This is a genomic window from Methylocystis sp. (assembly GCF_051061225.1).
Taxonomy (GTDB): Bacteria; Pseudomonadota; Alphaproteobacteria; order Rhizobiales; family Beijerinckiaceae; genus Methylocystis.
Window position 1 is genome coordinate 1 of record NZ_JBPFEB010000039.1, and the last position, 11,947, is coordinate 11,947.

The 11,947-nt window shown below is 61.5% G+C and carries 12 protein-coding genes and 2 pseudogenes; 6 read left to right on the forward strand and 8 right to left on the reverse strand.

From position 1 onward, the window contains the following. Positions 1-236 precede the first annotated feature (236 nt). Entirely contained in the window at positions 237-632 is a 396-nt protein-coding gene (locus ACR652_RS07935) for a hypothetical protein (protein WP_434505975.1), read from the forward strand. 772 nt (positions 633-1,404) lie between these two features. Further along, a complete protein-coding gene (locus tag ACR652_RS07940) occupies positions 1,405-1,677 on the forward strand; it encodes a hypothetical protein (RefSeq protein WP_434505976.1) in 273 nt (90 codons plus the stop codon). Positions 1,678-1,710: 33 nt separating this feature from the next. Here the strand turns inward: ACR652_RS07940 and ACR652_RS07945 are convergent. Both ACR652_RS07945 and ACR652_RS07950 read right to left on the reverse strand, forming a co-directional pair. Then, positions 1,711-2,278, reverse strand: a pseudogene (locus tag ACR652_RS07945) (response regulator). Beyond that, the gene (locus ACR652_RS07950) at positions 2,275-3,393 is read right to left on the reverse strand and encodes a sensor histidine kinase (RefSeq protein ID WP_434505977.1); all 1,119 of its coding nucleotides are present in this window, start codon (positions 3,391-3,393) and stop codon (positions 2,275-2,277) included. Before ACR652_RS07950 ends, ACR652_RS07945 begins: the two are co-directional and overlap by 4 nt. Before the next feature lie 8 nt (positions 3,394-3,401). Here ACR652_RS07950 and ACR652_RS07955 point away from each other — a divergent pair. Next, a pseudogene (locus ACR652_RS07955) lies at positions 3,402-3,725 on the forward strand (sensor histidine kinase KdpD); the annotation flags it as partial. A gap of 162 nt (positions 3,726-3,887) precedes the next feature. On the opposite strand, the gene kdpF reads toward ACR652_RS07955, so the two are convergent. Next, positions 3,888-3,974 carry a K(+)-transporting ATPase subunit F gene (kdpF, locus tag ACR652_RS07960; protein ID WP_434506052.1) on the reverse strand — a complete coding sequence of 29 codons (87 nt, stop codon included), beginning with the start codon at positions 3,972-3,974 and terminating at the stop codon, positions 3,888-3,890. Positions 3,975-4,325: 351 nt separating this feature from the next. Between kdpF and ACR652_RS07965 the strand changes: the two genes are divergently transcribed. Beyond that, positions 4,326-4,730 carry a hypothetical protein gene (locus ACR652_RS07965; protein WP_434505978.1) on the forward strand — a complete coding sequence of 135 codons (405 nt, stop codon included), beginning with the start codon at positions 4,326-4,328 and terminating at the stop codon, positions 4,728-4,730. A 33-nt stretch (positions 4,731-4,763) separates the two neighbouring features. Here ACR652_RS07965 and ACR652_RS07970 read toward each other — a convergent pair whose 3' ends face one another. Next, positions 4,764-5,483 (reverse strand): hypothetical protein, encoded by a 720-nt coding sequence (locus ACR652_RS07970; protein ID WP_434505979.1) that lies wholly within the window; start codon positions 5,481-5,483, stop codon positions 4,764-4,766. Positions 5,484-5,724: 241 nt separating this feature from the next. Beyond that, complete coding sequence (locus ACR652_RS07975; protein ID WP_434505980.1) at positions 5,725-6,069, reverse strand: hypothetical protein; 345 nt, start codon at positions 6,067-6,069, stop codon at positions 5,725-5,727. A 410-nt stretch (positions 6,070-6,479) separates the two neighbouring features. Here ACR652_RS07975 and ACR652_RS07980 point away from each other — a divergent pair, with 410 nt between their 5' ends. Further along, positions 6,480-7,019: an extensin-like domain-containing protein gene (locus ACR652_RS07980; protein WP_434505981.1), complete on the forward strand. Its 540-nt coding sequence runs from the start codon at positions 6,480-6,482 to the stop codon at positions 7,017-7,019. A gap of 42 nt (positions 7,020-7,061) precedes the next feature. On the opposite strand, the gene ACR652_RS07985 is transcribed toward ACR652_RS07980, so the two are convergent. From ACR652_RS07985 to ACR652_RS07995, 3 genes are all read right to left on the reverse strand, one after another. Further along, positions 7,062-8,216, reverse strand: a complete 1,155-nt coding sequence (locus tag ACR652_RS07985; protein ID WP_434505982.1) for a hypothetical protein — start codon at positions 8,214-8,216, stop codon at positions 7,062-7,064. 187 nt (positions 8,217-8,403) lie between these two features. Beyond that, a complete protein-coding gene (locus ACR652_RS07990) occupies positions 8,404-8,742 on the reverse strand; it encodes a P-II family nitrogen regulator (RefSeq protein ID WP_434505983.1) in 339 nt (112 codons plus the stop codon). Between the two features lie 42 nt (positions 8,743-8,784). Then, positions 8,785-10,440 carry an efflux transporter outer membrane subunit gene (locus tag ACR652_RS07995; RefSeq protein WP_434505984.1) on the reverse strand — a complete coding sequence of 552 codons (1,656 nt, stop codon included), beginning with the start codon at positions 10,438-10,440 and terminating at the stop codon, positions 8,785-8,787. A 300-nt stretch (positions 10,441-10,740) separates the two neighbouring features. On the opposite strand from ACR652_RS07995, the gene ACR652_RS08000 reads away from it, so the two are divergent. Beyond that, positions 10,741-11,937 carry an efflux RND transporter periplasmic adaptor subunit gene (locus ACR652_RS08000; RefSeq protein WP_434505985.1) on the forward strand — a complete coding sequence of 399 codons (1,197 nt, stop codon included), beginning with the start codon at positions 10,741-10,743 and terminating at the stop codon, positions 11,935-11,937. Positions 11,938-11,947 lie beyond the last annotated feature (10 nt).

Sequence of the window (11,947 nt, forward strand, 5' to 3'; positions counted from 1 at the left end):
GGGACGCCGTGCGACAAGGGAAAATAAGGGGAAATCCGTGCCATCTGCGCTTCACTGAGCAAAAACAAATCACCCATCAAAGTCTCCATTTCGGAGACCTTGAATCACGCCTCAGTCAAAATTAATAGGTCCTGAGCCTAGGAATACCGACCTGGCTATATGGGCACGAGCCACCAAATCTGTTCGCCTCCGATATCGGGAAATACTTTTTCAACTCAGTGCGAGAAGACGGTTTGGTGACAATCGCCAGCGGTGGAATAGTATTTGCGCCAGGTAGTGCGGGCACGGTACAGGAAGTATTTCAGAACGCTACTGTCAATTACTACAAGAAAGCGCCGCTCCGTGCGACGCCGATGGTCTTCCTTGGAAGAGCATTTTGGAATCCAGCGGCCTACGATCCGCCACAACAGTCGCTCGGGCATCCAAAGCCCTTGTACCCGCTAGTGGAAAAGCTAGCGCGTGATGCCAGCAGCGCGATGAATGGTTTCACAGAAGCACTGCTCCTGTCGGACGATCCCGTCCTAATAGCAAAGTTCATCGACGAGCACGTGTGCCAAGAACTTCCGACATTCGCCGATTTGCGTGTCCAAACGCTTATCGGGGGGCGTCTTAATTGGGGATCGTCAGATTGATAGCCTCTACCTGCAGTGTCCCAAATCGTAGCTGATTCGCTGCGTCATCAAGCGTGAGCTTATGCAACACGAATGTGATACCGGCGTTTGTTAAGCTCGGCACTTTTTGGGAGCAATTTATCTTTCGATTAGCGCAGCCGTTTCGTCCTCATAAATTCGCCCCGGTTTACTTAAGCTTTAAACTAAAGCTCGAGCTCGAAATGTTTCGACGAAAAGGAACGGTCACGCTGATGGTATATTTTCCTGATATCTCTTTACCCCGACTTGAACGAACATAGAACGGCTAAGTCAGAGCAAACGGCTCTATTCCGCTCCTGCCTTCCGCGGTTACCTCGTGGTTACAGCTTCATCGCTCCATGCCCGTGCGTGCTCATCCACGCCGGCTCACGCGCGTTCATGACTGCCTCCCGGCCTTTTTCGCGTATAATCGTATCCTCGCGTGAATGGCTTTGGACTGGCTTGCACGACAGCGACGCTTCGAACCCGCGCTTGTGGATCTGGGGGTCCCCCGTTCGAGCCGGGGTGGCGGTACCATTTTCTCCTGCGACTTCTGATATAAAGACCCGCACGCTGACACACCGGCGGGCGACGGAAGACGCAGGCGCGACCATTCGCGCGAGACCCTCGAACGCGAGCGCGGCCGGACGGGCGCCAAGTGGTTCTTTTGCTGATCGTCCCCGGATGGCGTCTCGCTTTTGTCGCCGGGAGGCTGTTCTTTGCATCCGGAACCAAGCAATATCCGTGGAGGCGATACAGCCAGTAGGGGGAGGGGATGATGGATCGACAGGAAGAGATGCTCATCGACGCCCTGGTCAGGGTCGACGACCTTGGCGACATCGCGCCGGCCGAGGTGCAGGATCCGATGACCATGGTGCTGCGCCAAAGGGCGCTCCTCGCGGATCTGATGCGCTGGGACGATTATCGGGGCCGATACGTTCTGACCGGAACGGGCCGGCGCCGCATCGCGGCGCGCCAGCGCCCCCAAAGCTCGGTCATCCCGTTCGGAAGGCGCCCGGAGGGAAAGGACAAGTCCAGAAGGGCTTGATCGAGAGCGCGCCAGCCGCGTCCTAACCTCGGATCATGGAAGGCCGGTGAATCGGTATCCCACGCCCGGCTCGGTCGTCAGAAGATGCGGACGCGCTGGATCGTCCTCGATTTTTCCTGGCACCTGCCCAACGAAGACCCGCAGATATTGGCTATCATTCTCGTGGGCTGGCCCCCAAACCGCCTTCAGGATGTCACGGTGTGAGACGGGCTGGCCGGCGCGCCTTGCGAGGAAGACCAGGAGATCGAACTCCGTGCGCATTGCGGGCCAGCAATTCGCCCATGCCGAAAGGCTTTTCGACATAGTCGTCGGCCCCGAGGTCGAGGGCCATGACCTTTTCTGCTTCGCGGTCGCGCGCGGACAGGACGATGACGGGCGTATCGGTCATCACGCGCAGCCTCCGCAGCGCCTCCATTCCATCAATGTCGGGAAGGCCCAGGTCGAGGATGACGAGGTCCGGTAAGCCGTCGCACAAAGCCGTGAAGGCTTCCGCGGCGGTGGCGGCGCTGATGACCTGGTAGCCCGAGGCCGTCAGCGCCGGGCGCAGCACGCGCAGGATTTGCGCCTCGTCGTCGACGACGAGAACCCTGGCGCCGCTCATGGGGCGCCGCCCGAGGGGTTGGCGATGGTCGGAAAACACATGACAATTCTCATTCCGCGGCGCGGGACGGCGGGACTCTGGGCGACGATCCTGCCGCCCATCGCCTGCACGAGCCCGCGACTGATGGAGAGGCCGAGGCCCGTGCCGGCCTTGCGCCCGTCCGAGCGCCCGCCGCGATAGAATTTCTCGAAGATGCGTTCGAGATCCGCGGGCTTCACGCCGGGGCCTTCATCCGTGACGGTGATCACCACCTCCGCCCCTTCCCGACGCGCATGCACGATCGCGCCCCCTGGCCCGCCATATTTATGCGCGTTATCGAGCAGGTTGAAAAGAACCTGGCCAAGTAGGCTGGCGTCGCCGCGAATGGGCGGCAGGTCGGGCGCGACGCTGATCCCCGTTTTCTGATCAGGGCAGGTTTTACGGATGCGCTCGACGGCGAGGCGGATGACGGCCGCGACGTCGACGGCATCGCGACGCGGCGTGAGACCTCCCGCTTCGATTCGCGACATATCGAGCAGATTGGCGATAAAGCCGCCGAGCCGGGTCGCCTCCTCTTCGATGGACGCCATGAGATCGAGGCGGTCGTCGGGCGGCAGCTTTTCCCCGAGGCTGCGAAGGCTCGTGATCGCGGCGGTGATCGAGGCGAGCGGCGTGCGAAGATCATGCGAAAGAGACGCCAGCAGGGTGGTCCGCAGTCTTTCATTCTCTTCGAGAGCCGCGGCCTTGATGGAGTCGCCGACAAGACGGGACCTGTCCATCGCAATCGCGGTCTGTTCGAGAAGCGCGGTCAGCATGCGTTCCTCCTGCCCCGTGAAGGGCTCGTCTGGCCGCTTCGGCTCGACGCCGCAAACAGCGACGACGCCCCGCGGCGTCGTCAGGGGACGAAACTGGAAGCGCACGCTTGGCAAGGTCCCCGTTCGCAAGCCGGATGCTTCGCCCTTTTCCAGCGCCCATCTTGCCGCGCCGTCCTCGCCCGCCTCAAGCTGGTCGAGTGGCGGCCATGACGCCGCGATGACGAGCCCGTCCTCTCTTGTTGTGAGGAGGACGACGCTGGACGCGTTCATCGCCTTCTGAACCTGCGTCGTCATCGCCCACAAAATATCGTCCTCGCTCATCGCGGCCGATAATTTGCGCGAGAAGTCGAAGAGAAACTGCGCTGCGCGTTTTCCTCGGCGCCGCGCCCGGCGTGGGCAAGACCTATGCGATGCTCGCGCGCGCCCGGGCGGCCAAGGCCGAAGGTCAGGACATCGTCGTCGGCCTTGTCGAGACGCATGGCCGCAAGGAAACCGAGGCGCTGGCCGAAGGACTCGAAATCCTCCAAAGGCGAAAGATCGCCTATCGAGGCCGTGTTATCGAGGAGTTTGACATCGACGCGGCCCTGGCGCGCAAACCTCGGCTCGTCGTCGTCGACGAACTCCCCCACACGAACGCCCCCGGCGCTTTCCATGGGCTTGAGCGCGGGCGAAAGCAACGTGCGTTCGCCGGCGAGAACGCGGGCGATATAGACGCCGAGCGGAACGAACGCCAGTATGACGGCGACATGAACAATGGCGATCTGCGCCAATCCGATCATTGTCATGATCATCGGCCGGACACTCCGGCCCCTCTCTTAGAATTTCTCGGGGCGCAGCAGCGCGTAAACGAGGTAGCCGCCGAGCAGCACGGCGACGATCAAGCTGATCACAGGCTCCAACATCGCGGGGCCTCCTCTAGAGCCGAGCGCAGGCGCGCGCGTAGGCGGCGGCGGTGAGAAAGAAAAGGAAGCCGAAACCAAAGAAGGCGAGGTCGGTCATGAGAGCGATTTCCCTGCGAGAGTGGTCGAGGAAAATGCGCACGGGTCGATGTAAAGGCTCCATTAGGATTTTTCGGAAAATGCGCGGCTGAGGGAGGTCGTTTGCGCTCCATCTGCTTTGGACCGACCCGATGTCTAGCGCAGCCATTCATAGATGGTTCATGATGAAGGAGCGATCCTCGCTGAAGGCCGCCACACCGCCACAATGTGGACCGAAATACCGGCGATCACGACTTGTCAGAGAGGATCAAGCCTATGGATAAAAGAAGGGCTGGCCTGGTGGGCGCCATTTCAGCATTGACCCCTCTCACTGCTGTGGCCGCGCCACCAGCGAAATCGCTCGCGGACGTCCTGGCGCCGCAGTCATATGCAGAGCTTCTCCAGCCTATCCCGAACGCTTCGAGTCTCCTGAAGGAAGCGGTCGCCGCCTCGGAAGCCCAGCCCGAGCCAAGAATGGAACGGGCGCAATATTACGGCGACCCTTATTACTATCAGAATCCCTATTATCCAAATTACTACCAGCCGCGCCGGCGCTATTATCACCACCACCACCACCATCATCAAAACAACTACGGCGGCTGGGGGTGGGGGCCGCAGCCCTATTACCACCACCACCACCACCACCATCATCATCACCACCACGACTATTATTGGCGCTGAGGGGACTGCGCTCTCCCCCACGGGGGAGCGTTCTCACGTCCTGGACGGTTTCCGCGCGGCGCCGTGAATACGGCGGTAGGTCCCATCGAAAACGGTGTTGGTCGTGGAAAGCCACTGCGAGTCCGCCCCGAGCGTCTCTCGGCTCGCGTAAATGCGACGGGACTGCAATTCCCGCTCGGCCGCCTCGTCGGCGCTCATCGGGACGAGTTCGAAATCCGACTCCGCGGGAATCATCGTAAACTGCGCCATGGGCGCGCCGGGACGGAAGATGTGGGACTGATCCTCGGCCGGCGATTTGAACACGATGAAATAGAGCATCGGCCACCACTCCCGGATCAGCGCCGGAACGGCGATCGGCGCCGTGCCGGTTGTGTCGGTGTAGAAGCTCGGATGAGTCTCGACCTTTATCGCACAACCAGATTCAGGCTTCAGATCGAGCAGAATCTGATATGTATAATAGAGGTCGCCGAAATTTCTGAATGGCGGCCAGTTACGGCCGGGAGCCGGCGGCGGCCCCAAATCGCCTTCGAAGTTCAGCCGGCCATCTTTCGTTGTGACGCGAAACTCGGTTTCATAGGGATAGAAAACCTCAACGCCATATGTCGCAGCCTCTGAAAAGGGCACGCAATGCCATGCATGCTCCTGAGAGCCGTCGGCGCGCCGCTCGGCTTTGCCGGCCCAGCCAGGTATTTCCAGCTTGGTGCGCCGCGGTCGCAGGTCATCGCCGCTCATGCGGAATTTGATCTTGTGCATGTCATCGCCTCCGGAGCGGTCGAACCGCAGCTTTCAGCCGTTGGCCCCTTTCTTTCATTAATTTCGCCACGCGCAAAGGTCCGAAAGAGATCAGGAGCACCCCTTGGGGACAGTCGTCGGCAACCAACCCCACGCAGGGAAATGGTTGGGTTATCGTCATCCGCGCATCGCAAACACAACAAGAGCCGTTCACCGTGTGGGGGAGGGATAGGCCGGGGCGCCTATCCCGGTTGATCGCTTCTCAGTCGTCGTCATCCCAATGATGACGCCTGTAACCGTAGCGATAGCCGTTCCCGTATCCGTAGCCGGCTCCATAGCCGTAGGGCCCGGTTCGATAGGGCGCGTAGCCATAGCCATACCCGTTCGCGTAGCCCGGCCCGTATCCGTAGCCCGCGCCATAGCCGCCGCCGTAGCCGTAATTGTAGCTGGGTTGGCTTGCCAACGTGCCAACGACGGCGCCGAGCGCCATACCGCCGATCATGGCGCCGGCAATCGCCGCGCCGTTAGTGTTGTTGCGGTAATACCAGGCTGAAGCCGGCGTGGTCGTCATCGCGCCAGCAAGCAGAGCCGCAATCGCGGTGGCCAAGATGGGTTTGCGCAGCGTGGTCATTGTTCCCCTCCCGGTGACTCCAATCAACGCCGCGATTTAGCGCCGGCACACCTGAACGGATGCTGAAGGGCGCTGCTTCCGCTGGTGCGGACGCCAGTGCGCCGGCAGCTGTCCTGGCCGTGCCCCGCCTTGCAGCATCCCTGTCTCGTTCAAATTATGTACGGGCGCGTGCACGACGAGAGAGGACGGCATCGATGATGTGGGGCTCAACCAGAGCGCTCGTCGCCTGCTCAATGTGCGCCGGCGCCGCTCATGGCGCTTTGCCGCCCCTTCCTCCACACCGGCCGCCTGAGTTGCGCTCGCCAGTGGCGCCTCTCGCCCGGCCAGCGGAGGAGCGCGCGGAAAGCCAGTCCGTGGATGAGGCCCGGGAGGCGTGCCTTCAGAGATTGACGGATCTCGGCGTGCGCTATGTCTCTCTCGCGCCACAAGAGGACGGCGCCTGCACAATCCCGTCGCCCGTCCGCCTGCTCGGCTTGGCGGCGAACCGCGACGCCCAAAGCTCGATCACCTTCCCCCAAAGCCCCTTGATTGATTGCCCGCTGGCGGAACGCCTCGCGGATTGGCTTCGGGAAGCTGTCTCGCCATTGTTCAGAGCCCGGCTTGGCTCTTCTTTGAAGGCCGTCGCCACCGGCGTGGGCTATGAGTGCCGCACACGCAACCGGGACCCTGGCGCCAAATTGAGCGCGCATGGGCTCGGATTGGCCCTTGATATCTCGGCATTTGAATTGAGCGACAGACAGCGCCTGAGAATTGGGTTGACACAGGATCCGGCCGCCGAAGACGCCCTTGACGTTGTGAGAAGATCTGCCTGCGGCTGGTTTACGACCGTGCTGGGGCCGGGGTCTCCGGATGCTCTTCATGAAAACCATCTGCACCTCGACCTGCAACAACATGGTTCTGGCGCGGGCTACAGAATCTGCCAATAGCCGCAGCGAATGGTCGAGAGATCCAGGGGGGCATGCGAATGCTCATATTCCTGCTAACTTCTTGAGAAACCGCTCGATAAGCTTCGTGAGGGGATAATCAAAGAGAAGGAGTAGCGACATCGGCGCGACAGCCGCGACGCCGATGATGGCGATCAGCCGGGCGCTGACAGGCGCGAGGCGCATCTTGCGGACCACCGTCACGCTATTCGCAAGGTCCGCGAGCGATTGCAGATCCGCCGTCCCGAGCAGCGGCTCCTGTGGACCCTCCTTCCTGATCCATTTCCGCTCGAAGGCGTCCACATAGCGGGACGAAAGCTCCGTATAGTCGCGCAGCCCTTTTTCCTGGCACGCTCTGAGCTTGAAGGCGAAGACGCAGACAGGCGCGATAAACAGCAAGACGTCGATCAGCAGCGTCGCCACGAGCGCCGGATAGATCGCCGTCAGACTGCTTTGACCGGATGCAATATCCTCGGCGAACGTTGACGAGATGACGATTGAGATCGCCAAAGCGAGCGGCGCGAAACGAGTGTGCACGGTCTCGAGATAGCCGAGTCCCCCGACGCCGTCAGGATGCGCCGGGGCGAGCGTGAGGTCCATCTTCGCGAGCCGCGCGAGCAAGACCCACCAGAAGACGAGACGCCAGGCCCAGCGGATGATCAGGAATCGAAAGAGCGGGAGACAGACGAACCAGTACCACGCCGCCGCGAGTGGCAGAGTGGCGAGCTCCTGGCTCGATACATGCGCGCCCTGGCCGGAAAGACGCATCCGCGCCCAGAGCAGCGACAGCGCAGCCGCGACAAGAAGGCTCGCTGCGTCCGGCAGCCAGGAGTCTTGCCAGCGCTGGAGACGCCCGGCGGCGCGCGCCAATTCCTGAGAGGCGCGCTGTCTCGCGACCCCCGAATGCGACAGCAGCGCGACAAATTCCCGAAACTTGGCGTCAAGCGCCGTTTCGGCGACGAAGAGCAGCGGCACGGCCAAGAGCAGGCGCGCATGTGCCGCAATCACCGGCAGCGAAAGAATTCTTGTTGCGCCGCCTTCCGCCGAGGCGAGAAGCATGAGGACGACCCAGGAAACCCAACCCAGCGCCAACCCCAGTGCGACCGTATTGGCGCCGCGCACGAGGCCAAGCCGCACGCCCAGCCGGTGCAACGGGCCGCCCAGGAGCGAGAAACCCTCTATCTCTGAAAAGGTCGTCATCCGACCGCGTGCTATAGATGCGTCAGCAGAGACGGCGGAAAAGCCGGACTCCGGCCGGGATGTGTTTTTGGAACGTCCACCTTATTCCCTCCCCTGATGATGCGGCCGTCACGGTCTCTTTGCAGCGGCTGCGCATGGCTCTTGGCGACCGCATGCGGCAAGGGAGCCACGGCGCCGAAGTCCCTGCTCAGAGCGCATCGGCGCCAGCACTGCCATCGCTGATCCTGTAGACATCCTCCAGGGTTGTGATGAAAACTTTCCCGTCTCCCGTATGGCCGGTCCTCGCGGCGGTCATGATCGCCTTGACAGCGTGGCTCAAAAGCGCGTCCGGGACAATCGCCTCGATCCTCAGCTTCGAGATGAAATGCGCCACATATTCGGTATCCCACAGAACCTCTGAATGTCCTTTCGCATGCCCGTGCCCTTTTGCCTCGCAGACCGTAATGCCGGAAACGCCAACCGCGTGCAGCGCATTATGGACGTCATTCAGCTTGAACGGCTTGATATAGGCGGTCACCATCTTCATGCGCCTCTCCATCCGCCCGCCCAGCCGCCTCGCGGGCGCGACTCACTGGGGGTGCGTCGATATTGGAAGCACGTCAGACACTTGTTCGGGAAGCAGATTCGGATTCACGGGAGGCTTTATCTGCTCGAGCTGCTGTTTGGTGGGGCCGCTGGGGCCGTCAGGAGGCAAATTCTTGAGGTTTTGATCCTGCCACCCCCCGCCGAGAGCCATGAACAGGCCCGCCACGTCCGCAAGCAGACTCCCCCGCGCCTGGGCGTGCGCCACGACGGCGAGGAGATACGTTTGCTGAGCATTCAACACGGCAAGGACGCTCACGCTCCCGATCTTGAGTTGCCCTCTGACGATATTCAGGTTCTTTCCAGCGACGGTCTCCGCATAGGAGGCGGCTTTGACGGCTTCGTTGTCCGCCTGAATCGCCCGCAACAGATCAGCCACATTTTCGAAAGCGGAAATGACCGTCTGCCGATATTGCGCGTCGGCCTGTTGAAACGCCGCTTCGGCGCCCTTCTGCTGGTTGAGCAGGGAAAAACCCATGAAAAGGGGCTGCGTGGCGTCGGCGGCGAAAGTGTAGAATTGCGTGCCCGGCATGATGAGCTGGGCGAGCTTATAAGCGCTGAAGCCGCCATTGGCGCTGAGCGTGATGTTTGGAAGGCGGGCCGCGACGGCGACGCCAACCTGGGCGCTGGCCATGTGAAGCTGCGCTTCGGCGGCGCGAATGTCCGGTCTTTGCCTCACAAAGCGAGCAGGAAGACTGACTGGCACATCGCGCGGCAGTTTGATTTCATCGAGGTCGAAGGTTTCGGGAACCTCGTCGGTTGAATATCTTCCAACCAACGCCGTGATGAGGTTTCGTTGCTGAGAGATTTGTTTCTTCAGCGGCGGCAGCAATTCCAGGGCCTGGGCGAGCGCCGCCTCCTGGGTGAGCACGTCGGCTTCGGACGCCCAGCCGACGCCTTTCTGCTTGCGAAAGAGATCGAGGAGGTCACGCTCGATCCTGATCACCCGCTCGACGGCCGCAAGTTGACCGCGTAACGCCGCTTCCTGAATCGCCGCCACCGCGACATTGGCCGTCAGGGCAAGATAAGCCGCTTCGGATTGGTAGCGCATCACATCGGTTTGCGCCTCGAGCGACTCGACCGCCCTTCGATTCTGCCCCCAGACGTCGAGCGTGTAAGCAACCGTCAGTTGCTTGAGGAACAGCGAATAGGACCACATCGGCGGGTTTTGTGTAAAATTGGGCACCGGCGCATTGTTCAAAATGTTGAACGCGGACGGATAAGCCTGATTGAACATGGTCTGGTTGATGGCGCTCAGCGGCCTGAGATTCGACGGCAGGGTGACGCTGTCATTGGAATTCAGCAGCAGCGAAGGGAGGAAGCCGCCTTTTTGCGCCTCGGCCGCATAATAGGAGACTTTGATCGCTGCCTCCGCCGCCTGAATTGAGGGGTTGTGCTCCACCGCCGCCTCGACGAGCCGACTGAGTTTCCTGTTGCGGAAAATTTCCCACCAACGTTGCGGGACCTCGCCGCCGGCGACGAAAGAGAGCCCGCTCTCCTTCCCGCCAACATGGGCGACCGTGTCGGAGGTGAAGCGCTCGACCTCAGGCGGCGGCGGCGACACGAAATCCGGCCCGACCGCACAGCCCCCCAGCGCGGCGACGCCGATGAGGACGAGCGCCTCAAACCCGATCGCGCGCATGCTCGATCGGCGATCACCCGTTGAGTCGGGCAAATCTTTTACCGAAGCTGACAACCGCTTTATGGCCACCTGAAAGATCCGGCTCGGAGAGAGAAGGTCGGGAAACTGACTGAAGCCGAGTGGCTCGCCGTGATTTATGTCAGCATTGTGTCGCTTCCCGCGTTGAATCCTGTTTTCCAGAGAAGCCGTGTTTCGCTTCTGTTTCAAGTGGGCGGCGCCTGGGGGAGCGGCTGGACTTTGTTGATCCACAAGGTAATAAGGGAGCTATGCCCCCGACGCGTCAAGATCGTTTCGACTCCAATGGATCTTCGTAGCTTATCCGCGAACAAGCGGCGCGCCATCGGCGGACTGGCCGCTGTCGCCGCGGCGATAACAACCGTCTTTCTCCTGCTGTCTCCCCCGCCGGCGGAGCATCGCCGGAGAGACGCCGAGCCGCCGGCTGGTCCGATCGAGTTGGACCTTACCGAGCCGCAGGCCGCCGCGCTGAAATCCGAGAAAGTTCTTTTCCGCGACTTTCATCAGGAGAAACAGGCCGTTGGAAGCATCGACTTCAACCAGAACCGGCTTGTTTCGGTGTTTACGCCCTATCAGGGACGAATCATCAGCGCCGCTCTCAACGTCGGAGACCCGGTCGAGAAGGACCAGGTGCTCTTCACGATCGACAGTCCCGATCTTCTGGCTGCGGAATCGACGCTGATCGCCGCGGCGGGCTCGCTCGTCTTGCAGAGCAAGACTCTGACCCGCACGAAAACCTTGCTGAAAATCGGGGGCATTTCGCAGCAGCAGGCCGACCAGACGACTGCGGAGCAACAATCTGCGGAAGGGGCGCTGAAGGCCGCCCGGGACGCCGTCCGCATGTACGGAAAGAGCGCCGAGGAGATCGACCGAATCGTCCAGGATCGCCTCGCGGACCCACGGCTCGTCGTCAAAAGCCCGTTGAAGGGCTATGTGACAGCGCGCGCGGCGGTCCCTGGACAATTGGCGCAGCCCGGCGTCGCGCCGGCGCCTTTTGTCGTGGCGGATACAACGACCATGTGGATGGTCGCGAATGTCGTGGAAAGCGACGCCGCCGCGCTTCAGCTGGGTCAGGAGGTCCTTGCGAGCGTCTCCGCCTATCCGGGACGCACATTCGCAGGGACGATAACCGTCCTCGGCCCCTCCGTGGATCCGACAACGCGCCGTCTTTTCGTGCGCAGCGAAATTGCTGATCCCGAACACCTGCTGCGCGCCGGGATGTTTGCGAATTTCGTCATCCGCACGGGTGATCCGATTTCCTCTCTCTCGGTTTCGCAGAGCGCCGTGGTTCGGGAAGGGGATGGGTCGATGATTTGCTGGGTGACCAAGAACCTGCGCCATTTCACACGCCGGCCGGTCACGATTGGCGTCCGGCAGGGTGAGTTTGTGCAAATTCTGTCCGGGCTCCAGGCCGAGGAAACGGTCGTTGGCGACGGCGCCATCTTTCTCAGCAATCAGGCGGCCATCCAGACGTCTCGCTGATTGGCGCGTA